Here is a 25251-nt window from a genome sequence, read left to right as displayed (position 1 = left end):
TTAAGATATTCAAGAAAGTAATAGCCAATAAATAAATAAATAAACCAATAAATAAACAAATAAATAAATCAATAAATTAATTAATTAAACAAATAATTTAGAATAAAGTTGTTCTATCATCTTTTATATTAAGGTATTGATAGGCTTTTTGAGTTGCAACTCTACCCTTTGGAGTTCTTTTTAAAAACCCTTTCTGGATAAGGAATGGTTCATAATAATCTTCTATAGTTCTGGTATCCTCACCTAAACTAATTGCTAAAGTCTGAAGTCCAACTGGACCTCCATCATAATGTTCAATTATAATATCAAGTAATTTTCTATCCATTTTATCAAGTCCATTTTCATCTATTCCAAGTTTATCTAAAGCTATATTAACTATATTCTCATCCACTATATTTTTATTATGAACTACAGCATAATCATAAATTCTTTTTAATAATCTTAATGCTATTCTTGGAGTTCCTCTTGCTCTTTTAGCTAATATAATTGTTGCTGCTTTATCCATCTTTATATTTAATAATTTACTTGCTCTTTCAATAATTTTCGCAAGGTCTTTATCTTCATAATAGTCTAGTTTTAAAATTATCCCGAATCTTGTTCTTAGAGGTTGAGAAATATTCCCCGCTTTTGTTGTAGCACCAATTAATGTAAATTTTGGCAAATTCAATCTTATACTTTGAGCTGTAGGCCCTTTCCCTAACAAAATATCAAGTTTAAAATCTTCCATAGCAAGAAATAAAATTTCTTCTAATGAAATCTTTAATCTATGAATTTCATCTATAAATAAAAAATCTCCAGGTTTTAAAGAAGATAGAACAGCAGCAAGGTCTCCTGTTTTTTCAAAAACAGGAGCTGATACAATTTTTATATTTCCACCCATTTCATTTGAAATAATAGAAGCTAATGTTGTTTTTCCAAGACCAGCAGGTCCATATAGTAAAATATGGTCTAAAACTTTTTTTCTGCTTAAAGCAGAGCTAATATATGTTCTTAATTGATTTTTAAGTTCATCCTGTCCTATAAAATCATCTAAAGTTTTTGGTCTTAAACTTATTGCAGATTTATCTCTTGATAATATTTGTAAAGGTTCATCATCAGATTTTTTTTGAAATTTATTCTCTTCTATCATAAAACAACTTCTTTATTAATTTAATGTATATTTAAAATTTATTTTTTTATAAAAATTGTTAATTGTTTAATCTACTAAAAATATTAAAATTTATACTTTATTAAACTTTTGAACAATATGATAAAATTATTTTAAATTTTTCTTCAAAAGTAATATCATTTTTATTATTTTTATAGTATTTATCAAGTGCTCTCTGTATATCCTGATCAGAAAAACCAAGATTTTTTAATCCTTCAAATATCTGTTTATCAGTTTTTTCATATTTTTTTGTATTCAAAGCTAATTTTCCAGACAATTCAAGTATAATTTTTTGTGCTTGTTTTTTCCCAATCCCTTTAACCTTTTCAAAAGGTTTCTGATTTCCATTATTTATAGCTTTTATATATGTTTCAATGTCATTAAAATTCAATATCTCCATTGCTTTTTTAGCACCAATTCCCTGTACCTGTAAAAGTTTTAAAAAAAAATCTTTTTCTTCAAGATTATCAAAACCATAAAGTTCCTGAACATTTTCTTTAACATTAAAAAAAGTATACAAAAATATATTATTATTTAATTCATTTTTATACTTTTCAAAAGTTTTTAGACTTATATTTACTTCATAAAAAATACCATTAGTACTAATTATAGCTTTTGATGGATAAATATTAAACAAAATCCCTTTAATTCCCCAGAACATTATTATGACTCCATATATGCGTTAATCCACAAGCAATTGCATCAGCAGCATCATCTGGTTCAGGTATTTTATCAAGATTGAATAATTTTTTTATCATATTTTGAACCTGTATTTTTGTAGCTCTACCATAAGATGTTATTGCCATTTTTATTTGTAAAGGGGTATATTCAAAAACTGGAATATTATTTTGCATAGCAAGAAGGATAATCGCTCCTCTAATTTCAGATACATGCATAATTGTTTTTTTGTTTTTAAAATAGAATAATTTTTCAATTGCAAGAATATCAGGTTGGTATTTATTAAACAACGATTGTAAATTATTTGCAATCTCTTCTATTCTTTCAAAATATTGTTTCTCTTTTGATGTAGTAATAACACCATATGATACTAATTCAATACCGATATCCCCCTTAATATTCCTATTTTTACCCTTGTATTTTAATATAGAAAACCCAACAATAGCATAACCGGGATCGATTCCAATTACAACATTATTATGCATATTTATTCATTATCTCATCGTCAATATCAAAATTACCATATACTTCCTGAACATCATCATTATCATCAAGGGCATCAAGTAATTTAATCATCTTTTCAGCATCTTTCTCATTTAGTTTAACATAAGTATTTGGAACCAATGTAACTTCAGCTGATTCATATTTTATATTATTTTCATCAAGATATTCTTTAGCTTTATCAAAATCCTCAGGTTCTAAAGTGATTTCCCATACATCCCCTTTTAATTGATAATCTTCAGCATCTATTTCAAGAGCAAGATTTGTTACCTTATCTTCATCAAAATCTTCCCCATTTAATACAATAACTCCTTTTTGCTTAAACATCCAGCTAACACAACCATTTTCACCAAGGTTTCCACCATGTTTTGTTAAAATCGATCTAACAGCAGCTGCAGTCCTATTTCTATTATCAGTTAAAGTTTTTATAATTAAAGCAACACCTGCAGGTCCATATCCCTCATATGTAATATCTTCATAGTTTACACCTTTTAGTTCACCAGTACCTTTTTTTATAGCTTTTTCAATATTATCTTTAGGCATATTAGCAGCTCTGGCTTTATCTACTACTGCTCTTAATCTTGGATTCGCATTAATATCACCACCACCAATTTTTGCAGCAACAACAATTTCCCTGATTATTTTAGTAAACATTTTTCCTCTTTTTGCATCAACTGCTGCTTTTTTTCTTTTAATTGTACTCCATTTATTATGACCTGACATTTTAACCTCCAATTTTTCTAAAAATATCTAATTTTAAGTTTTTTTCAACCATAGTCTAATATTGTATTTATTAAAAAACTATAATATAAATTAAAAGTTTTTACAAAAGTTTTGAATTTGATTTAATTGAAACATAAACAAAAATTTCATATTTAGCGAATTTATAAGATAAACAATAAACAATTTGACTTTTTGAAATAAACTTCATTTTTTCACCATAAAAAATTGTTGGTGGTGTTATATTACTAAAAATATCAAACTCCTGAAATTTTGTAATTGCTTTTCCACCAATCATATTAATGATCTCTCCTATTGTTGCTTCAACAAGTTCATCTTTTTCTTCAGGATTATCCATGTCATTAATATTAAATCCATTCATTTTTTCAGTTATTATTTTTGCAACTTCATCGGAGAAATTAATTATAATTGTGCCATTGATTTCTTCAGTAAGACCCAATACGACAGAATAACCATTAATTTCAATAGGACTTATACCAGGTTTGAACTCATTTTTCTCAACTTTAAGCTGGAGAATCTCTTCAAATAATTCTCGATTTGATTCATGCATAATTTCAACTAATTTTTTTCTATTAATTTTTTGGGGCATACCATACTCCTTGTCTAACCTATATATACTTTTTTTAATATTAAGCTTTTAATATATAATGTACTTTTATTTTACTTATTGTTTAATATAATTTATATTTAATTTTAATTTAATTTAATTTAATTTTTATTTACTATGATTTTAATTAATACAATTTTATACAATCTTAAATCTGTATTATTTTTTATCTAAATAAAATAATTAACATATAATAAATAATATATAATTTTCATTTAAAACGGTACATAATATAAAGTACAATATATATTTTATTGATAAAATAAAATTGTATATAAATATCTCTCGTATAATATATTAAAAATAAAAGTACTATTGACAACCTAATAATATTAGGGATAATAAATATGATATGTGTTTAATGGATAAAATACAAATAAAAATCTCCTTGTCTTTTTAAAGACTTAATAAAGAATTTTGATTTTATCCATCTTAAATCTATATATCAGGCTGTTTAGCAAATATTCAGGATGTTACAGGATTCGAAGTTATTCGTCTCACTGTGTATTCGAGGTTGTGCAAATGCCAGATATTAAAAAAATTAAAAGGAGTTGAATTATGTTTTTTGTAGGTATTGATGTAGCAAAAAAATCTTCTGAAGTTTGTATTATCAATGAAAAAAGAAAGATTGTTAAAAAATTTAAATTAATTCATAATTCTAAGAATTTTAAAAAGTTTTTTGAAATTATTAATAAACTGTCAAATAATAAAAATGATTTTGAATTTGCTTTAGAAGCAACTAATGTTTTCTGGAAACCAGTGTTCTTTAGTATTAGAGAAAAAGGATATAAAATTTCTCTTGTTAATCCTTATTCCTCTTCCTATTTCTCTAAATCCTTTAATAAACATACCAAAACTGATAAACAAGATGATTTAAATCTTGCTATCCAGTTATCTACTGGATTAATTAAAGAATCACTGGTTCCAGAAAATGATGTCTCTAACCTAAGAGAACTCATAAAGGAATACAATTTCCTTATGAAACAAATATACAATCTCAAAAGAAGAATTTCAAGTATTTTACAAAAAACTTTTTATGAGTATGATATTGTTTTTAGAGACCCTTTTAATGTTACATCAAGAACCATTTTAAAAAAATATCCTTCTGCTTTTGCTTTAGCCAAAGCTAACAAAAACGATATTGTTAAAATTTTTAGATCAATTAAAGGTAACAATAATTCTGAACATAAAGCTAAAAAAATTATTGAATTTGCTAAAATTTCTATTACTCCAAATAATGGCATTAAAGCTAATGAATTTAATCTAAGAAATCAAATTACTGTGTTAGAACTTCTTCTTGAACAAATAAAAAATATAGAAAAAAATATTAACCTTATATTAAAAAATTTAGAATTTAATTATTCTGATAATAATAACAAAAATAGTATTAACCCTATAAAAGCTGTTTTATCAATCCCTGGTGTTGGTAAAAAAACAGTTGCAACAATCATTGGTTGTTGTGGTGATTTAAATAAATTTAATAATGTAAATAAATTTTTAGGATACATTGGCCTTTACCCTGGTAAAGATCAAAGTGGTTCTAAAGATAGAACATATCAAAAATCAAAAGGAATCTCTATTGTTAAAAAACAATTATATTGTTGTGCTGTATCTGCTTTAATGCATAATAATGAATTAAAACAGGTTTACCTTAATGAAATTAACAAAGGAGGTAATTCTAAAAAAGCTATTTTTAAAGTTATGGTTAAGCTTGCTAAAATTATCTGGCATTTGTATACTTATTCCTCTATTTATGATCCTGTTAAGGTTTTTGTTGCTAAACCTCATTGTGCCTGATATATATAAATGTCAAAGAACACTAATTATATTAGATTGTCAACATCCTATTTTTTTTATTTTTTTTGTTGACATATTATAGGATGTCTTTTTTAATATAATTACTTTTAAATATCTTTTTTTATGCATCTTTGTATTATCTCATCTAATTGATAAAACATATAATTTTTATCATTATTATTATCCACAATAAAATCTAAATTTTTGCTAAAATCCTTTATATCTCTTTGTATTTTAATTGCATTGATAGCTTTATTTTTATCAAATCCTCTGTATTTAATTAATCTTTTTAATCTAATATCCTCATTAGAATCAATTCCAATAATATAATCACAAAAAAATTCTAATCTTAACTTAAAGATTATTGCACAATTAATTAATATATTTTTTATATATTTATTTCTGGTAATTTGAATACTATTAACTATGTTAATAATCATATTTCTAAGAACAGGATGAATTATCCTTTCAAGTTCATACATTTTATTTTTATCTTTAAATGCTATTTCTCCAATAATACTTCTATCATCTGTCTTAAAAATATCCTTTATTATTTTAGTTTTATTATAAAAAATCTGTTTTGCAATTTTGTCGACATCAAGATATAAATCAAAATATTTTTTTATATAATTAGAAGCTAAATCTTTACCTGAAGCAATATTTCCAGTAATACAAACAACCATTTTTTCCCTGACAATAAATTATTAATTTTTAATTTATATTTATTTTACTTCATATTCATTTTGCTTTATAATTACAAATTCTAAAGATAATTTAAATCTAGATCTATCTCCATATATGAATCTAAAGATTATTATTTAATAAAATATTTTATTTAAATTTAAAAAATGGATTTACATTTTAATCAATATAGTTTTTTGGAAAATGGTAGAATCTTGAATTTGTTAATTTAACAGTACCTTTATCTGTTATTAAAATATCGTCTTCAAGTCTACACCCTCCAAAAGATTCATCATAAGTTCCTGGCTCAATTGTAAATGTCATACCTGGTTTTAATTCAACAGGTTTCCAATTTTTTAATAATCTTTCGTCTGTAGGTTTTTCAGATATCCTTGGAAATTCATGAACATCTAATCCTATGCCATGACCAAGAGTATGAGGCATACTAAATCCAGCATTTTTTAAAATTGAAACAGCAACATGAGATACTTCATAATTATATTTACTTTTTTCAATTGCAGCAATAGCTTCATCATGTGCTTTTATAACAATATCCACAACCTTTTTCTCAATATCAGTTAAAGGTCCAAATCCCATAGGAATAGTCACATCAGAAATATATCCTTCATAAAGTATACCAAAATCAATAAGTGCAAGCCCTCTATAATTTAAAGGTTGATTTGATGTAGCAGGAAAAGCATGTATACCCCATGACCTTTTTGAATTTGCAGTTAAAAATTCAAAACTCTCTTTTTCTGCACCTAATTTTTTTGCTTCTTTTAATAAAAAGAAAGCAAGATCATATTCTTTGATATCTTTTGTACTTTCAACAAAAGGTCCAATTTTATCTATTAGAATATTTGTTAATTCTGTTACTTTTTTAATTAATTTGATCTCTTTATCATTTTTAATTACTCTGAATTCATTAATTAGATCAATTATAGAATCCTCTTTTTTAGTAATAAAATCAATATCTAAAGTTTGAGTAATTGTCTTTTGAAATGCAACTGAAACAGATTCTGGAAATTCCAGCCTTATTTTACCATTAATTTTTTCCATCTCTTTAAATTTTTCAATAAACTTAAAAGTGTTATAGTCAAGCATAGGAAATACATAATCAACCTCTGCATGTTTTTTAGCTAGAATATCATCCCATGGATTTAAATATACTTTTCCTGACTTTGAAACAATTAGATTAGCATCCATTGGATGGCCTGAAATATATTTTACAGCTTTATTTCTAAGCCCTTCATTATCCATTAAAAAAATACCATCAAGGTTATTTTTATTAATATAATCAATAAGTCTTTTAAAATTTTTATTTTCAATAATCCGCATTATTCCTCCTATAAAAATCAATATTAAATATCAAAAAATCTGCTAATTTATATAAACGAGGTAAAACCTCAAATCATTGCTTTCAGGCAACGGAATAATCTTTATTTAACAATATATCATTTGATTTTACTGGATCATATTCACAACCATTTTTTAATAATGTCCATACCAATTTACTTAACTTTCTTGAAGTTGCTATTATTGCTTTTCCACTTCCTTTTATTTTTTTCATATTTCTATAAGATTTCATATATCTATTTTCTCTTTCTCTTTTTACCCTTATCATACCCATTGTCATCTGTACAAATGCTGTTCTCAATTCTTGTGAACCTCTTTTAGTTATATTCCCATATCTTTCTTTGTCTGCTGAATTTTGTACCCATGGTACCAATCCACAATAAGAAGAAAGCTTTTTATATGAACTAAATTTATTTATGTCATCTATGTAAGCCCTTAAAGTAATTGAAGTTATCAATCCACATCCTGGTATTGTCCTTAGTATTCTTACTGCTTCATCTTTTTCTGTCATCTTTGAAAGCTCTTTCTCTATTTCTGATATTAAACTTTCTATACTATTTATTGTTTTTATTATCCCTGATACTATACTTTTTTTTATTGGGTCCGATATTTGTTCTATAATTTTTACCCTTCCTGTTTTTGTGTTAAGCTGTCCATTCTTTGTTCCTATACCCATTTCTAACATTATTCCATGTATTTGATTCTTTAAACTTACATTGGTCTTTTTTAATACTGACCTATGCTTTAATAAATCTCTTAAATTTTTACTATCTTCTTTACATAAATTTACTTCTGGTATCATATCTTTTGATAAAAATTCTGCTAATGTCCTTGCATCATGTTTATCTGTTTTGTTTATTGATTCATTTATTACTTTAAACTTTAAGGTATTTACTACATGTACTTTAAATCCATAATTTTCCATTTCTCTTTTGAAATATCTTGTATTTCCTGTAGATTCTACTGCTATTTCAATTTCTTCTGGTTGGGATAATTTCTTTAACAATCTTACAAATTCCATATATCCTTCTTTTTTTGTAGAAAATTTCCAATTAATATCTGCAATCCTTTGTTCTAAATTTTTTATACATACCGTCATTTGATGCTTGTGTAAATCAACTCCAACTGATAGTTTCATCTGCCTCCTCCAATTATTTTTTTTTAATTGAAAGCAGATTCTTTACGATATTTATTACAGAGAATAATCCATTCTCCTATTCAATCTGGATTGTTAAAATCCGATTATTATGTTGATTCGGCTGTAGGCTCTTCATTCTCCTAAACGGTCTTTTTGACCAAATTAAATGTCGAACCTAAGCCTATCTGCTTTCAGGTTTATTTTCGTTGCCTGAAAGCAGTTTCTTTATCCCCTGCTATTGATTTTTATCACATCTCCTAAAATAAAAAAATATATTTGTGATATATAGAGAATACTGTTAATTAAAAAAAAATCAAGAATTGTTAATATGAAGACATGTAATTGATTTTTTTTGTAAGGAATATATTTTTATTTAAAAATAATTTTAACAAAATAAAATTATGTTATTACATCTAAATATTGGATAAATTAATGAGAAATATATTATATTAAATATTGTTTAAATTAGATAGAGATTAAAAAATAATTTAAATTAAACTTACTAAAAAAAATTAATAAAAAGTAAAAAACTTTACAGATAATCCAGATAACTAATTTATAAAAAGAAATATATTATACAACTAATAGAAAAAATATATTTAGTAAAAAAAAATTGTATAGATAATATAAATAACAATTTTGTTAAAAAAATATTGAAAAGTTAATATATATAACAAATTTATCAAAATAAAAAAGATTATATAAGTGAAATTAGTTATAATGCTAGAATTATAACTAATTTATATATTTTTATTGACATAATCAAAAGGAAAAATTATTAATGTTTATAAACTAATATAAACTACAATAAATTAATAAAATTTATAATTTTATAAAAATTTATGAAAGAAAACAATTTAAACCAGATATTTACATTTTCTGTTACAGAATTATCTCAAATTTCAAAAAATAAATATGAGATTTCTTCAGAAGGTTCTCTTACAGGAATAGAATCTCATAAAAATTTTTTCAAAGATTATTATATAAAAGCAAATGATATAAAAATTGATGAACTTGAAATTGAAAAAAATATAAAATTAAATTTTAAAATCTCAAAACATGATTCTATTTTTAAATCATTTAATTTAAATAATAATATTAATAGTATTAATATTGATTCAAATAATATTGAAAGCTTAAATCAACAAAATAACAATAATCTATATTCAAATATCCAGATTAGTGGAAAAATAGATTGTATTGACCATAAAAATAGAAAAATTATTGAACTGAAAACCATAAATTTAAGAAAATTTTTTAATTATCTTGTTTTAAAAAATGAAATAAATTTAGTTAACAAACTTAAAACAAAAACCATCCTTGAAAAGAAACATATTGAAATAGATATTAGTAGTTATAATAAAAATAACAATAATAATAATAACAGTAATAATAATAATAATAATTACACAATTGACTATGTAAAAATACTTGAAACTTATTTATTAAAAAAAGAAAATGGTTTTAATTTAAAAAATAATGATTTTCTAATAAATTTTAAATTTCAACTTTTTCTTTATGGGTACATTTTTCATAAAATAAATAAATATAAAAAAATATACAAACTTGAATTAATACTTTTTGACCCAACAATAAATAAAATGATTTCTATAATATATAAGCCTGATTATAGAAAAATTTTACCTTATTTAAAGAAAAGAATATCATTTTTATATAAAATAAAAGAATTTGAACAAACAAAATTTTATAAAAAGTTAAAATTTGCATATTCAAAAAAAAATAAAATTCAAACTTATATTTTAAAAAATCTAATAAATAATAAAAATAAGTATCAGTTTATTGAAGCACCATTTGGAATAGGAAAAACAACAATAACTTTATACTCAATATTAAAAAAATATGGAAGCAATGTTCCAAAAATAATTTATTTAACTTCAAAAAATATTCAAAAGCAACAAATTTATAAAGAAGGTAGAAAATACAATTTAAACTGTTTAATAATTCAAAGCATAGAATCAACTTGTCTACTCCATCTACCCTACTGTATTCATTCACAATGTAAATATTTTCAAAATGATATTTCTAATATTGATATTTTTGAATTTAATAAATTAATAAATAATAATCCAAATGATGAAGGCAATTTTAATAATAACTCAAATACAATAAATAGCCATTATGGAAATAACAATAATTTTTTAAATTTGAATGCAAACTCAAATTTCTGTATTGTACCTTATACAAATTTTTATTATAAATACTATGATTTGATTATTGCTGATTATAACTTTCTCTTTTATAATAATCTAAGTTCAATAAATACAATCTCCAGCAATGGATTTATAATCGTTATAGATGAATTTCATTCTTTTTTAAAAAGAGTTAAAGATTTTTTTACAATTAAATTAAATCAAAAGGAGATTGAAAAAACAATATCATCAATTTATTCCTACTTTCCTGATTTTCCTCAAAATTTATTAAATACTCTTTTTAAAAATAATTTCTTCACTTTTGATGCTGAATACAATAGTTTTGATGAAGAAAATTTCAATATTGATTTTGAAACCCTGACAGATTCTTTAAATAAAGCATTTTATTTTTTTACAAACTTTGTGGATGATAATCTTATTAACATTTATAAAAAGAATATACTTCCATTATTAAGAAAAATTGAAACAATAACCTTATTATCAAAATTTGAATTTAAAAGTGCAACATACACAAATCTTAATAAAGTTATAACATATAAAAAATTAAAAAACCTTTTTAACTATCTAACTAAATCAGCTAAAACTATCATTGGAGTTTCCGCAACCTTGAGCCCTAAAAATCAAATCTTTGAGATTGCTGATGAAAATGAAATTGATATAATTTCCTTAAATGAAAAAAAAGAGATAAAAGTAATAATTAAAAAGGGGATTGAAACAACTCATAAAAAAAGAAAATATTATTATACAAAAATAACAGATTTTATAATTAATAATTCACAAAATAATGGTACCTATCTAATTTTTTTACCTTCATATAAATTTATTTCAGAAATAAGTATCTTTTTTTACGGTTTAGATATAAATAAAATAATTTTCAATAATAAAGAAAAAAATTACAGTGATATAAATAGTATTGAAGATAACATTGAAAATTTAGTTAAAAATAGATTTGAAATTAATAGTGATTACAAAGAAAATAACAAAGATACATTAAAACCTGAATTTATTAGAAAAAAAATTAAAAATGATAAAAGAAATTATATCTTTATTCCATATAATTCTATTTTTTCTGAAGGTATTAATTTTAACATGCCAATCACTTCTATTTTTTGTGTTGGCCTTCCATATGCTGTTCCTGAGGAAAAATACATTACTCATTATTATATTTTAAAAGAAGATGATAAAAACCCATTTGAAATATTATCTCTTTTCCCTGCTATAAATGAGATATTACAGGTATCTGGAAGAATTGGAAGAAAATACCAGAAAAATAATTTTAGTAAAAATAGTGCAAATTTAAATGATGAAGAACAAACTATTTATTTCATAGGAAATGATTTTTCAAAACAACCTGTTTATGAAAATATAGAAAATTACTATAAAAACATATATATAGAAGAATAAATTTCAAAGTGATACTTAAATTTTAACATATTTATAAAGTTAATAGTCTAAATTAGCAAAATAAGCAAATATTATCTTTTATCATAAATTAATAAAACATTATTAATAAATATCGTCTTTGATTATTTTATTTACATCGTATACTTTTTTAATCAAATTAAGATAGTATAAGGTTTCAATTGATTTTTGATATTTTCCTCTGTCAATATAACCATAACTGCCTGGAGATTTAAAAAGTTTTAATGTAGATTTCAATACTTCTTTTAAAAATACTTCTGAAGAAGGGCTTACACCACCAATATATGCCTTTGAGATTTGAAAAGCTTCTTCTTGATATCTGGATGTATAGGACATAGCTTTAGCTGTAGCTTTAATAAACGCTCTAAGAAGGTCAATTTTTTCACCAATAATATCGTCTGAAGTAATAAAAGATGCTCCAACAATATCTGAAAAATCTGCTACATTCCATTGATTTATATCAACACCTCTTAATCTCAACTGAATTGGTTCATTGTTGTAAAAACAAACAACTGCATCAACCTGTTTTGATAATAATGCAGGAATCTGATTATATCCAATCTTTTGAATTTCAACTTTGTTTAAAAGTTTATATTTATTTAAAAACAAAAGCAAACCAATATATGTTGTACCAAAATAATCAGGTACACCTATCTTTTTCCCTTTTAAATCATTTAAAGTTGGAATAACATCTTTTCTGGAAACTATTGATACAGGATATTTTTGATAATATTGAAAAATTGCTTTTAATTTCATCCCTTTATCACCAGCAACAATTAATTGATCTGAATCTGAAAGACCAATATCAATTTTTTTAGAAAGCAATAATGAAAATATATCAATGCCAAAACCATATTGAATTTTAAGATCTATTCCCTCATCCTTGTAAAAACCTTTTTCAATGCCCACATATAAAGGTGCAAACTGGATATGTGGAATATAACCAATAGCAAGTTTTAAAATTTTCAATCCATTTTTATTATTAGTTTTATCCTGACTATAAACATTTGAAACAGGAACTAAAAATAAAATTGCAATAATTAGCAGTAAAATAAACATAGTTTTGAAGTTAAATTTTACATTTTTCATAAATCTTCTCCTGATTTTTTTGTTTTATTATTTATTCTTATACTTTTGCTTATTTTTTCTTTTACCTTTAATTATTTTATGATTTTCTTCTTCTTACTAAAATTTCTATTAAACTAACAAGGCTATAATAAGTTAAGCCCAATATAATTAACCAGATTAATCCTACAAACATAAGTTCAATATCAAAATTTGCTTTTGCTATTCTAACAAGGGAACCAAGTCCTGTTGATCCAGAAATAAATTCACCAACTACTGCTCCAATTACTGAAAGAGTAATAGAAACTTTAATACCACTAACAATAATTGGAAAAGATTCTGGAAATTCTATTTTGCTGAATCTTTTTATAGCAGAAGTTTTATAAAATGATAAAAACTCTTTTAATTTTTCAGAAGTAATATTTATTGCAGATATTGTATTAATTAACATAGGGAAAAATATTACAATAACAGATACAATTATCTTAGGTGTATAACCAAATCCAAACCATAAAACAAGGAATGGTGCTAAAGCAACAGAAGGAATAGTATTTGCAGCAATTAAATACGGCATCAGCAGGTTTGAAAGTATTTTTGATTTTGCAATTAAATATCCCAACAATATAGAAAAAACAAACGCTATTACAAAACCAACAAATGACTCATATAATGTTGTAGAAACATGTATTAAAATACTACCATTTTTCAAAGTTAAAAAGAATCTGCTTAATATTGCATGGGGATAAGGGAAAAAATAATCAGGTACATTAAAATATTTTTTAATTATAGTTAATAAAAAATAAATAATTATAAGTTCAACAGGTATCAAAATAGCATTCACATTACTTTTATAAAATAATTTTTTTCTCTTTTGTTTATCTTTAAAATTTTTAACTAAAGTTTGTAGTCTTGATGTAGTTTTATCATTTTTATTTTTTATAATATTTTTTGTCACCCATAAATTTTTAACTTCTTTTCTGATTTTCCTTGAGATATTCAGCTGTTCATTATTTAAGATATAATTTTCATTATAATCTTTATTTTCATTTATTTTGACTATATCAATAACTTCAGATGGTGACCCTGAAAGAACATATATTTTATCTGATAAAAAACATGCTTCTTCTATTGAATGTGTTACAAGAACAAATGTAACATTTTTTTCTATTTTTATTTTTTTTGTTAAAAGATTTAATTTTTCCCTTGTAATTACATCAACCTGTGAAAATGGTTCATCTAAAATAACCAGTTCAGGATTTGTAATTAAAGCTCTTGCAATTTCAACTCTTTTTTTCATTCCACCAGAAAGTTCATCTGGATAATATTTTTCATAACCTTTTAAACCAACTAAATCAAGAACTTTATAAGCTCTATCAATAATTTCTTTATCAATTTTTTTATTTTTTAATTGAAGAGGAAATATTACATTGTTTAAAGTGTTTTTCCAGGATAGTAAGCTATCATGTTGAAATACAAAGGATATATTTTTTGCATTAACTTCTAATTTTCCTCTATAATCTTTATAAATTCCTGCAATTATATTTAGCAATGTTGTTTTTCCACAACCAGAGGGACCTATGAATGAAACAAATTCATTTTTTTTAACATCAAAGGATACATCTTTTAAAATTTGTTTATCAATTTCATAGCAAAAGGATAAATTGGAAGCTTTTATTACAAAATCACTAATTGTAGAATATAAATTGTTGTTTCCCAAATATTTTTCTTTCATAAAATTTCCTGTTTTTATAAAATCATAAATTATTTTAATTTATTTCTTTTTCTAAAACTTATTATAAAATAATTGATTGATTTCTTCGAGAAAAATAATTGGGAGAATAATTTTTTGAAATGTACAAAACAAAAAGACTTTTAAAAAATAAAGAAAACATTTCTTCTCCCATCCAGACTTTAACTGTCGGTACTGGAATTCCACCAGTTCCACCTGATAGTCAGGGTTGCGGACTATAACCGCCGGTAGGGATTTTCACCCATCCTCGAAGAAACTTCTTTTAAAAAAGTTAAGTTTTTTTAAAATAATTGTCAAGGAATAATTTTTTATTTAGTTTCAATTAACACTTATTCATTTATTAGCAATATATGTTCTATTCAAAAATATTTTTAATAAAGAATTATCAGAAAAAGAAGAAATTAAAAACAAATCAGTATATCAAATAATTATAATTTATTAAGCTTGAGTTTAACGAAAAATGATTAATTTGATTTTAAAACATTAGATTTACTTTCATTTTTATCTTTTGCTTTTTTACTTATACTAAGGATTATATCTTCACTATCACCCCTAACCACTTGACAGAAACAATTATAAAGTTTAATATTTAACCATAAAATAAAGAAATAATAAAATAGAAAATGTTTCATGCCTTATATTGTCTTTTACTTTACTCTTTTCAATCAAGAAGAGGAGAAAACTATGAAAAAATTAGTTTTACATAGTGACCAGATCCCTGGAAAAACTCAAGTTGATGAGGTTTTTTTAAATTTTTTTGAAAATAAAAAACCAAAAATTGCATATATTCCATCGAAATCTGATCTAACAAGAAAATATTTCAATAAAAAAGTTGAGTGGTATAAACAATTTGGTATAAATGATTTTCTCTATTTTGATATTGACCAGGAATACAATGAGGAAAAAATTCCTGAATTAATTTCCTGTGATGCAATTTTTCTTTCTGGAGGAAACACATATTACTTTCTCAATTCAATGAAAAATCGCAATTTTTTACCAGTTCTAAAAAATTATGTAAAAAAAGGTGGTATTCTGATTGGTGTCTCTGCAGGCAGTATTATAATGTCCAAAACCATTGCCATATCGTCAGTTGCAGATGATATGGCTGATGAACAGAATTTAGTTGGTTTAAAAGATTTTTCAGCTCTTGGGTTAATTAATTTTGAATTTTATCCTCATTTTGATATTAATAATGTTGAAATTACTAAAAAATTAAAAGAATATTCCAGGACAAGTAATTCAATTATCTATGCATGCAAAGATGGTGATGGAATAATTGTTAATGGTGAGGATATACAATTTTTTGGTGAAGTAATAAAAATACAAAATGGAGATATTACAACGGTTAGATAAAATTTAAGTCATTGCTGAAAAAATAAAGGATATAAGAATGATTGTTCAAAAATCAGATATTAATGCATTTGGATATCTGATAACTTTCACTTTAATATTATATTCTATAGGATTTGTTTACAGAAACATTATTCCAAAACCTGGATTAATCATGAGATTAATTATACTATTATCAGGTTTTTTGGTAATGTATTTGATTGCAAGACTTTTCTATGGAAATCCTTTTGGTAAAATCAAGCCATTAGCATCTTATTCAGAAAGTTTAATACACATACTAATCCTGATGGTACCTCTTTATACCTACTCAGTCTTTGCTATGTTTATCCTTGGTATGAGAAGATTTTATTTAATAGAAAAACCTGGATTTGTTGATACATGGAACTATTTTCTTCCCCTATACGCAATATTATTCTGGTTAATTAGTGGTGTAATGGTAGCCTATTTCTACCATGCTGTCTCATACGAGTTGTTTGGTAAAAGCAATAGACTTGTAAGTATATTATCTGCAACGATACTTTTTGCCTTAAATTACAATCAGCCATTCCTTACTGGTTTATGGAATATTGAAGACATAATATTTTTCGGACTAGTATTTGCATACTCTTACTCCATTAAAAAGAATCCATTAGCTTTATTATCAGTATATCTATTATCAGAAGTTCCATTATGGTGGTGTATCTTAATACCATTCGGTAAAAATGTATTTGCACTTTATTTCATTATAAGATTTATTCTATCTTTTATTGCACTTTTAATTTTTGCATATAAAGAATTAAAGATAAAAAAAGATAGCACACAAAAAAAATAACATATTCTGATTTTATCAAAAAAGTTTTTAAAAGCATAAAAAAACCACCCTTGAAAAAGGGTGGCTTTTAATCATTATATTGCATTATATCCTGCATCTAATGCTTTTAAGTTAATATCTACAAGTTTTGCTTTTTTCCCTGTTAATACTTCTTTTATAACATTTTTAAATGTTTCCATTGAAACACAATTTGTTGCTTTAATAATAGCTCCAGCCATTACCATATTGGCAACCTTAATGTTACCAAGCTCATTTGCAATATCATTAGCAGGAACTTTATAAACTTTTACATCTTTTTTCTTTGGTTCAATATCAATAATAGATGAATTTAAAAAGAGTTTACCATCTTTAACTAAAGTTGATTCAAATTTTTCAAGAGAAGGTCTATTCATAGCAACTACCATTGTTGATTCAACAACAATTGGTGAACCTACAGGGTCATCAGAAATTATAATATTAACATTAGCAGTACCACCTCTCATTTCAGGGCCATAAGATGGAAGCCAGGAAACATTTTTCCCTTCTTCCATACCTGCTTCAGATAATAATTTACCTAAAAGTAATACTCCCTGTCCACCGAAACCTGCAATAATTATTTCTTCATGCATTATTCGCCTCCTTTTTTATAAGGGTCTTTAAAATTTCCTAAAGGATAATATGGAATCATATTATCTTTAACCCATTGTAATGCTTGAACAGGAGTCATACCCCAGTTTGTTGGACAGGTAGATAGAATTTCAACCATAGAAAAACCTAATCCATCAATTTGAGTTTGAAAAGCTTTCTTAATGGCAGCTTTAGCTTTTCTAATATTTGGAATATCTATTAATGTAACTCTTTCAATAAAAGCAGCACCAGGAATTGTTGCTAACATTTCAGAAACTCTATATGGAGCACCACAGTGGTTAGGGTCTCTACCATAAGGAGAAGTAGTAGTTTTTTGTCCAACTAAAGTTGTAGGTGCCATTTGACCACCTGTCATACCATAAACAGCATTATTAATAAATATTACTGTAATTTTTTCACCTCTATGCGCAGCGTGAACAATATCACCAGTTCCAATTGAAGCTAAGTCACCATCACCCTGATATGTAAAAACAACAGTGTCAGGCCCATTAACTCTTTTAATACCAGTTGCTACAGCAGGAGCTCTACCATGAGCAGCTTCATGCATATCACAATTAAAAAATTCATAAGCAAATACTGAACAACCTACAGGGGCTACACCAATAGTTCTATCTAATACATTTAACTCTACAAGAGTTTCCGCTACAAGTTTGTGAGCTATACCATGGGTACAACCCGGACAATATGTTAATTCTGTATCTGTTAATCCTTTTGATTTTGTATAAACTATCATTTAAACCTCCTTAATTTAAAGGAAACATTTTTTATTTTTTCCCTAAAACTTCTTTAACTTTATCAATAATTTCATATGGAGTTGGAATAACTCCAGCTGTTCTACCATAGAAATGTACAGGTTTTAAACCATTAACTGATAATTGAACATCTTCAACCATTTGACCAAGACTCATCTCAACAGACATAAAAGCTTTTACTTTAGGATCTTTAGCTTTTTCATTAATAACTTTCTTTGGATATGGCCATAAAGTTATAGGTCTTATTAAACCTGTTTTGATTCCTTCTCTTTCCAGCATTGAGATAGCTTTTTTAACTACTCTTGACATTGTACCATAAGAAACAAATACAAGTTCAGCATCATCTAATTTGTATTCTTCCCATCTTGTTTCTTTTTCTTCAGCTTTTTTGTATTTAGCAGCTAATTCAAGATTTAATTTTTCAAGATCTTCTTCTTTAATTGCTAAAGAATTAATAATTCTTCTTTTTCCATTAGGTGAATTTCTTAAACCTGTTGTAGCCCAATCTTTAGGTGGTAAATCTTTTTTAGGTCTATCTTTGAACTCAACTGGTTCCATCATCTGACCTATCATACCATCACCAAGAACAAGTACAGGATTTCTATAAAGATCAGCTAAATCAAATGCATCATACATAAGATCAACTGCTTCCTGAATAGAAGCTGGAGCTAAAACTATAAGTTTAAAATCTCCATGAGCCATACCTTTTGTAACCTGAAAATAATCAGATTGTGCTGGAGCAATATTTCCAAGACCAGGACCTCCTCTTACCATGTCAACTATAACACATGGTAATTGAGCACCAGCAATATATGAAATACCTTCTGCTTTCAATGCAATACCTGGAGAAGAAGAGGAAGTCATTACTCTTGCACCAGATCCTGCAGCACCATAAACCATATTAATAGCAGCAAATTCAGCTTCTGCCTGTAAGAAAACACCGCCTCTTTTTGGTAATTCCCTTGACATATATTCAGGAATTTCATTCTGAGGGGTTATAGGGTATCCGAAGAAAAATTTACATCCAGCTCTAATAGCAGCTTCTGCAACTGCTTCATTTCCTTTCATTAATATCTTTTTTCCCATCATAACCTCCTTAATTAACCTTTTCTGGAATAATTTTTTCAACAGTAATTACAGAATCAGGACAAATCATTGCACAAAAACCACAGGCAATACATTTATCCATATCTGATACAGTAGCTGGATGATAACCTTTTGAGTTCAAATTCTGTTTATCCATAATAACAATATTAACAGGACAAACAGTTGTACAAAGTTCACACCCTTTACATCTTTCAACATCAAAAGTAACTTTTCCTTTTGGTTTTGCCATCATATCCTCCATTTTTGATTTTTATTGTTGGCTCGATTATCTAGCCATTCAGGCCTTAAAGTGATATCAATTGGAAAGATTTCTCCTTCCAGATTTAAAGACTTAACTTCATCTAATACTTCATTCCATACAACATTATATGCAATAGGTACTTTTTTAATTTCAGAAAGTTCTTTACATAATTTGTATCCCAACTCAATATCTTTACTAGAAGTCTGGTAAATAAGATGTGTAGCATTAACAATTTTATTAATTTTCAATTTGGAAGCAATTTCCATCTTTTCGTAATATTCTAAAATCCCTTCCATATCTAATGTATATGGTCTATTAGCATTTACAATATAAAAAAGGTCATAGCCAGATTCTTTAAGATAAGGGTTATATGTTCCTAAAATCCTGGCTCCAGGGATATCTCCCCCTAGATCTATTATTGCTTCCACTTCTGGATTATCAAATATAGTGTAAATTTTTGCAGGTAAAGCAGGAACATCATGTGCAGTATTTTTTGCAGTAGGTCCAAGAACTTCTATATCATATTTATTAAGAAATTCCTGAATACCTCTTGAAGTAAAATATGGATTAACAACATCAAGATCAACCAATTTAACTTTTTTACCTTTTTGTGAAAGTTTAATTGCATAATTTACAGCAAATTCAGTCTTTCCGACTCCATATGCACCTGTGATTATGCGAATTCTTGAATCATCTAGAATTGAAATAGCGGTCCTCCCTTAAATTATTATATTAGAGGAAAACCTAATATAAATAGGAATTTAAACTATTTATAAAAAATTACAAAAGAGCTTACTTAATATTATTAGTTTTTCCCAATTAAAATATATGAAATATAATTTTTTTGTAAAGGAAATTTTAAAAAAATTTTATATTTAAATTAAGAAAAAAGTAAAAAAAACTGTTAAAAAAATGAGCTCATTAAAATAAAATAATAAAAAACATTTATTCCCATTTTATCTTAAAAATAATAAAACCTTTAACTATGGGTTATACTAAAATTATTTTAAAACCTTAATGCATAAAAAGAAGGCTATATTAAACAAAATATTCACTTAATATTGAATTAAAATAATATAAACTTAAAATATTTGCCTTTTAATAACAATTGCTTCATAAGGGCAATTTTCCTGACAACAAAAGCATCTAATACAATTTTTATAATTAAATTCAGGGTATTCACCCTTTTTCCATGAAATTGTTTTAGGTTGTGAAGGACATGATTCAAAACAAATTCCACATTTTTTACATTTATCCTTGATAACAACTGGAACAGGTGAAAATATTTTATTAATAATATTTGTTAAAAATGTGAGATTGAACATATTCTGTTTATAAACTGTTATTTTTTGAAATTTATTATTTACCTCAATTTCATCTCCATAAATATTATATTTAGTAATATCAAGTGGCATATGCTCTCTTGCTGCATATTCTCTTATAATATGTACATTATATGAATTATATCCAACTGTTGTTACAGCAATTAAATCTACTAAAAAGGAATTCTCTGACATAATCATATATCCTAAATGTATAGGGTGTCCACCTCTAGGACCATTTCCTTCCTGGGCTAAAATCCCATCCATAATTGAAAAATAAGGTTTTATAAGTTTATTAAGGTCAATAATCATATTAGAAAACATGGAAGCATCAGGCTTTCTTGCATGCCACAATGCTTTCTCCTTACCAGGAATTAAACCGAAAATATTTTTTAAACTACCAGTAAAAACAGTTAAAGCATGATTTTTTAACTTTGGTAGATTTACAATTTTATCAATTTTATTAAGATCTTTAGCAATTAAAAATGATTTTACAAATCTTCCTTCTGGATTTTTGACTTTTATCCCTTCTTCAAATCTTAAAAATTCTATCCCTAATCTATTACATACATCTAAAATTCCTGCAACTTTAGCAGATTGTATAGATTTTGAAATTGAAGGAGAATCACCAGCATAAACTATACAACCTTTTTTTTTGAAATATTCAGCTACAGCTTCAAAAAAAACTGGATGTGTAGTTGTTGCTTTTTCTGGTGGATCTGGAGCTAATAAATTAGGTTTTAATAAAATTTTTTCCCCTTTTTTAAAAAATTTTTCAAATCCCCCAATTAATTTAAATCCTTCATTTAATTTTTTTAATAATAAATTTTTATCATACTCAAGATTTTTAAAAAAAATTGCATCCACATGCTACTCCTGAAATATTATTATAATTTTCAAATTTTTCTTAATGGCTTTCTAAATATATTTAAATATATCTAAATATATCTTGTTATTTTAAATAATCAAAAATATTTTAAATAACTTGATTTAGTAAAATTTTATTGTTTAATTTCTAAAAAAAAGGAGGGAAGTTTTGAAAATATGGATTAAATCTCTTGCTGCAATTGCTTTAGGAATATTAGTTGGATTTCTACTTCCCCGGATAGAAGTACTGCAAACAATTTTTAATTTTTTAGAATCATTTTCAATAAAAGCTTTAATTTTTATTACAAAACCATTACTGTTTTTTACAATAATTGTTGGATTTTATAAATTAAAAGATAGCCAACATGCTTTTAAAATTTTTCCTTTTTTTTCCCTTATTACATTTGGATTCGGAATATTTGCAATTATCCAATCGTTTATTTTAGGATATATTTTAAAACCTGGTATTGGATTAAAAGTTTTTAATACTACTGTAAATCTTGATACCTTAAAAAACATACCAAATATTTATGATTCTTTATTAAATTTTTTTCCTTCATCTTTTAATAATGTAATATCTGGAAATATAGCCAGGTTGTTTCCTACTTTTTTAATTGCTATGTTTATTGGCCTTACAATAGTTTATGCTGTCAAACGTGGTCAAATCTTCTATTCATTTGCTCAATCTGTTGAAGAAATTCTTGAATATATTTCTCTTTACTTTGTAGAGATTTTTACCTATTTTATGTTTTTTATTGCTGCAAAACTATTTGTTCAATTAAGATTTACTGCAAACTTTATTTATTTGATTAAATATTTAATTATTTTTGTTTTTGCACTAATAATTCAAAGTTATTTATTACCAACTTTCATAATTGGAATTATTAATAAAAAGAATCCAGCTATTTTTTTTAAATCAATATCTGGTGCTCAATTAACAGCCCTAGGAACTGGTTCCACTATTGCAAATTACCCTTCAATTTATTTCCATTCTAATAAAAATCTTGGAATACCTAAAGAATATTCATCTTCTCTTTCTTCACTTGGAGTAATATTTAATATTGATGGAATAGCAATTTTTACAACATTATCATTTTTCTTTTTATATCAGATATTTAACATTCCTTTTTCTCCTATAGAATTAATTATTATTTTATTATACTTATTACTAGCTTTCTTTATAAAAGATGGCTTTGTTAATCCCGAAATACCTATTTTATTATATCTACTTTCAAAAGCGGAAATTATTCCACTTGAAGCATATGCTCTTATCTTTTTAGGTTTTTTTATTTTTAAAAGGTTATCTGCTTTTATTACTACTACTTCAATTCTGACAATAAATTTTTTAATATCTGATAAATTTTTTAATAAAGCAGAAATTAAACCTCATCATGATCAAATATAGTTTTTTTTATTAATTATTGTTAATTAATAAATAGTATAAATACAATATTATAAAAATATAAGAAATATAAGAATGTAATAAATGAAAATATGAAGATATAAAAAAATAAAAATATGAATAAGCATAGTAAAACTTATTAAACAAAATAATTAAAATAAAAAAAGTTGTCTCAAAACTTATGAGGCAACTTTATTTTTATTGAAAAATAATATGAATTAGAAATATAAATTAAAAACATAAAAAAGAGGCTGTCCTTGAAGTTACAGGACAACTCCACATATTATTATTAATGATTAATAATTAATTATTTTTAAATAATAATATTTTTTATTATCAAATTATTATCAAACTCAATTTGTTTAAATAAATAAATTATATAAATATTCATTTTTCCATTTAGTTATCATTGTCTTTTTCAATATCTCCTTCATTATAAACTTTTCTTCTTCTATTATTTTCAGGAATTATTGAAACTCTTTTCCCTTTTAATAAAGAAACAATCCCTTCTGTTGATTTATAAATATCTTTTACATATTTATCTTTGTTTGGTAATGGCTTTTCAACATAATCAGGTTCAATATATGTGGAGAAATACCCTTCATAATTTCTCAAAACAATTTTATTATATCCTTGAGAAACAATATAAGTTGGCATGACAGGAATCTTTCCTCCACCGCCTGGAGCATCAATAACATAAGTAGGAACTGCCATTCCAGTTGTATGACCTCTTAAATTTTCAATAATTTCAATCCCTTTTGAAACTCTAGTTCTGAAATGTTCTAATCCCTGAGATAAATCGCATTGGTAGATATAATAGGGTTTAACTCTGATTGTTAACAGTAATTGCATTAATCTTTTCATAATATCCACATTATCATTAATCCCTCTTAATAAAACAGTTTGATTTCCTAAAGGTATTCCTGCATCCGCTAGCATTTCACAAGCTTTTTTTGATTCTTCTGTTATCTCTTTTGGATGATTAAAATGAGTATTAATATATAATGGGTGATATTTTTTTAACATATCTGTTAATTGTTTTGTAATTCTCATTGGTAAAACAACAGGAACCCTTGTACCAATCCTTATGATTTCAACATGTTTTATATCCCTTATTCTTTTAATAATAGATTCCAACCTATTATCAGATAATGTTAATGGATCACCTCCTGAAATAAGAACATCTCTAACCTCAGGATGATTTTTTATATAATCTATCGCTGTTTGTATTAGAGGTTCTGGTGCAGCCCTATCTGTTTGACCAGCCATTCTTCTTCTTGTACAATGCCTACAATACATAGAACATTGGTCAGTTACCAGAAATAATACTCTATCAGGGTACCTATGAGTTATTAATGGCACAGGGGAATCAACATCCTCATGTAAAGGATCTTTCATATCATATTTTGAGATCATTGTTTCATGAACAGAAGGAACAGCCTGTAAAAAAACAGGGTCATTAATATAATCAATAGGGTCAATTAAAGAAAGATAATAAGGGGTAATTGCCATTCTTAAAATTTTTAAAAACCCTTTTATCTCTTCAGATTTTTTCTTATCCCATTTAAAGATTTCACCTAATATAAAAGGATCAGTTACCCTGTTTGTTATCTGCCATTTCCAATCATACCATTTTTCATCTGGTATGTCTTTCCAGTACTCGTTTTTTATCATCTTTTTCCCTCCAGAATAAAACTATTTATAACCTTAAAACTATT

22 protein-coding genes and 1 riboswitch are annotated in these 25251 nt (G+C 25.2%); of the genes, 5 read left to right on the top strand and 17 right to left on the bottom strand.

All coding sequences use genetic code 11. The features are described 5' to 3' along the window. Positions 1–97: 97 nt before the first annotated feature. The 5 genes from ruvB to ACZ5EC_RS02440 form a co-directional block, all read right to left on the bottom strand. Positions 98–1129, bottom strand: coding sequence for a Holliday junction branch migration DNA helicase RuvB (gene ruvB / locus ACZ5EC_RS02460; RefSeq protein ID WP_464303379.1), 1032 nt, complete (start codon positions 1127–1129; stop codon positions 98–100). A gap of 100 nt (positions 1130–1229) precedes the next feature. Continuing rightward, the gene (gene ruvA / locus ACZ5EC_RS02455) at positions 1230–1808 is read right to left on the bottom strand and encodes a Holliday junction branch migration protein RuvA (RefSeq protein WP_464303378.1); all 579 of its coding nucleotides are present in this window, start codon (positions 1806–1808) and stop codon (positions 1230–1232) included. Beyond that, the gene (gene ruvC / locus ACZ5EC_RS02450) at positions 1792–2310 is read right to left on the bottom strand and encodes a crossover junction endodeoxyribonuclease RuvC (protein ID WP_464303377.1); all 519 of its coding nucleotides are present in this window, start codon (positions 2308–2310) and stop codon (positions 1792–1794) included. The genes ruvA and ruvC overlap by 17 nt, the downstream gene beginning before the upstream one ends. Beyond that, positions 2303–3049: a YebC/PmpR family DNA-binding transcriptional regulator gene (locus ACZ5EC_RS02445; protein WP_464303376.1), complete on the bottom strand. Its 747-nt coding sequence runs from the start codon at positions 3047–3049 to the stop codon at positions 2303–2305. Before ACZ5EC_RS02445 ends, ruvC begins: the two co-directional genes overlap by 8 nt. Before the next feature lie 100 nt (positions 3050–3149). Continuing rightward, positions 3150–3656 carry a chemotaxis protein CheX gene (locus ACZ5EC_RS02440; protein ID WP_464303375.1) on the bottom strand — a complete coding sequence of 169 codons (507 nt, stop codon included), beginning with the start codon at positions 3654–3656 and terminating at the stop codon, positions 3150–3152. A 576-nt stretch (positions 3657–4232) separates the two neighbouring features. Here ACZ5EC_RS02440 and ACZ5EC_RS02435 point away from each other — a divergent pair. Beyond that, positions 4233–5471, top strand: coding sequence for an IS110 family RNA-guided transposase (locus ACZ5EC_RS02435; RefSeq protein ID WP_464303374.1), 1239 nt, complete (start codon positions 4233–4235; stop codon positions 5469–5471). A 107-nt stretch (positions 5472–5578) separates the two neighbouring features. On the opposite strand, the gene coaE is transcribed toward ACZ5EC_RS02435, so the two are convergent. The 3 genes from coaE to ACZ5EC_RS02420 form a co-directional block, all read right to left on the bottom strand. Further along, positions 5579–6154, bottom strand: coding sequence for a dephospho-CoA kinase (gene coaE, locus ACZ5EC_RS02430; protein WP_464303373.1), 576 nt, complete (start codon positions 6152–6154; stop codon positions 5579–5581). A gap of 178 nt (positions 6155–6332) precedes the next feature. Further along, positions 6333–7490, bottom strand: coding sequence for a M24 family metallopeptidase (locus ACZ5EC_RS02425; protein WP_464303372.1), 1158 nt, complete (start codon positions 7488–7490; stop codon positions 6333–6335). Positions 7491–7572: 82 nt separating this feature from the next. Further along, positions 7573–8646, bottom strand: a complete 1074-nt coding sequence (locus ACZ5EC_RS02420; protein ID WP_464301764.1) for an IS110 family RNA-guided transposase — start codon at positions 8644–8646, stop codon at positions 7573–7575. An 842-nt stretch (positions 8647–9488) separates the two neighbouring features. On the opposite strand from ACZ5EC_RS02420, the gene ACZ5EC_RS02415 reads away from it, so the two are divergent. Next, positions 9489–12221: a helicase C-terminal domain-containing protein gene (locus tag ACZ5EC_RS02415; protein ID WP_464303371.1), complete on the top strand. Its 2733-nt coding sequence runs from the start codon at positions 9489–9491 to the stop codon at positions 12219–12221. Between the two features lie 102 nt (positions 12222–12323). Here the strand turns inward: ACZ5EC_RS02415 and ACZ5EC_RS02410 are convergent, their stop codons facing one another. Beyond that, a complete protein-coding gene (locus tag ACZ5EC_RS02410) occupies positions 12324–13328 on the bottom strand; it encodes an ABC transporter substrate-binding protein (RefSeq protein WP_464303370.1) in 1005 nt (334 codons plus the stop codon). Between the two features lie 76 nt (positions 13329–13404). Next, on the bottom strand, positions 13405–15036 hold the full coding sequence (locus ACZ5EC_RS02405; RefSeq protein ID WP_464303369.1) for an ATP-binding cassette domain-containing protein: 1632 nt from the start codon (positions 15034–15036) through the stop codon (positions 13405–13407). A gap of 156 nt (positions 15037–15192) precedes the next feature. Next, positions 15193–15313: riboswitch (FMN riboswitch) on the bottom strand. A gap of 425 nt (positions 15314–15738) precedes the next feature. Here ACZ5EC_RS02405 and ACZ5EC_RS02400 point away from each other — a divergent pair. Further along, positions 15739–16407: a Type 1 glutamine amidotransferase-like domain-containing protein gene (locus ACZ5EC_RS02400; protein ID WP_464303368.1), complete on the top strand. Its 669-nt coding sequence runs from the start codon at positions 15739–15741 to the stop codon at positions 16405–16407. Positions 16408–16444: 37 nt separating this feature from the next. Then, positions 16445–17215 (top strand): hypothetical protein, encoded by a 771-nt coding sequence (locus ACZ5EC_RS02395; protein WP_464303367.1) that lies wholly within the window; start codon positions 16445–16447, stop codon positions 17213–17215. 74 nt (positions 17216–17289) lie between these two features. Here the strand turns inward: ACZ5EC_RS02395 and ACZ5EC_RS02390 are convergent, their stop codons facing one another. The 6 genes from ACZ5EC_RS02390 to ACZ5EC_RS02365 all read right to left on the bottom strand — a co-directional run bounded on the left by ACZ5EC_RS02390 (position 17290) and on the right by ACZ5EC_RS02365 (position 22131). Beyond that, positions 17290–17823 carry a 2-oxoacid:acceptor oxidoreductase family protein gene (locus ACZ5EC_RS02390; RefSeq protein WP_464303366.1) on the bottom strand — a complete coding sequence of 178 codons (534 nt, stop codon included), beginning with the start codon at positions 17821–17823 and terminating at the stop codon, positions 17290–17292. After that, the gene (locus ACZ5EC_RS02385) at positions 17823–18575 is read right to left on the bottom strand and encodes a thiamine pyrophosphate-dependent enzyme (RefSeq protein WP_464303365.1); all 753 of its coding nucleotides are present in this window, start codon (positions 18573–18575) and stop codon (positions 17823–17825) included. Before ACZ5EC_RS02385 ends, ACZ5EC_RS02390 begins: the two co-directional genes overlap by 1 nt. 31 nt (positions 18576–18606) lie before the next feature. Continuing rightward, positions 18607–19680: a 3-methyl-2-oxobutanoate dehydrogenase subunit VorB gene (locus ACZ5EC_RS02380; RefSeq protein ID WP_464303364.1), complete on the bottom strand. Its 1074-nt coding sequence runs from the start codon at positions 19678–19680 to the stop codon at positions 18607–18609. Positions 19681–19690: 10 nt separating this feature from the next. Further along, complete coding sequence (locus ACZ5EC_RS02375; protein ID WP_464303363.1) at positions 19691–19930, bottom strand: 4Fe-4S dicluster domain-containing protein; 240 nt, start codon at positions 19928–19930, stop codon at positions 19691–19693. Next, complete coding sequence (locus tag ACZ5EC_RS02370; RefSeq protein ID WP_464304148.1) at positions 19930–20616, bottom strand: nucleotide-binding protein; 687 nt, start codon at positions 20614–20616, stop codon at positions 19930–19932. Before ACZ5EC_RS02370 ends, ACZ5EC_RS02375 begins: the two co-directional genes overlap by 1 nt. Before the next feature lie 408 nt (positions 20617–21024). Further along, positions 21025–22131: a DUF362 domain-containing protein gene (locus ACZ5EC_RS02365; RefSeq protein ID WP_464303362.1), complete on the bottom strand. Its 1107-nt coding sequence runs from the start codon at positions 22129–22131 to the stop codon at positions 21025–21027. Positions 22132–22300: 169 nt separating this feature from the next. Here ACZ5EC_RS02365 and ACZ5EC_RS02360 point away from each other — a divergent pair, with 169 nt between their 5' ends. After that, positions 22301–23536 carry a dicarboxylate/amino acid:cation symporter gene (locus tag ACZ5EC_RS02360; protein WP_464303361.1) on the top strand — a complete coding sequence of 412 codons (1236 nt, stop codon included), beginning with the start codon at positions 22301–22303 and terminating at the stop codon, positions 23534–23536. Between the two features lie 396 nt (positions 23537–23932). Here ACZ5EC_RS02360 and kamA read toward each other — a convergent pair whose 3' ends face one another. Continuing rightward, positions 23933–25207: a lysine 2,3-aminomutase gene (gene kamA / locus ACZ5EC_RS02355; protein WP_464303360.1), complete on the bottom strand. Its 1275-nt coding sequence runs from the start codon at positions 25205–25207 to the stop codon at positions 23933–23935. Positions 25208–25251 lie beyond the last annotated feature (44 nt).

The sequence above is a fragment of the Exilispira thermophila genome, from assembly GCF_055389015.1.
This window is presented reverse-complemented; position numbering and strand designations above follow the sequence as displayed.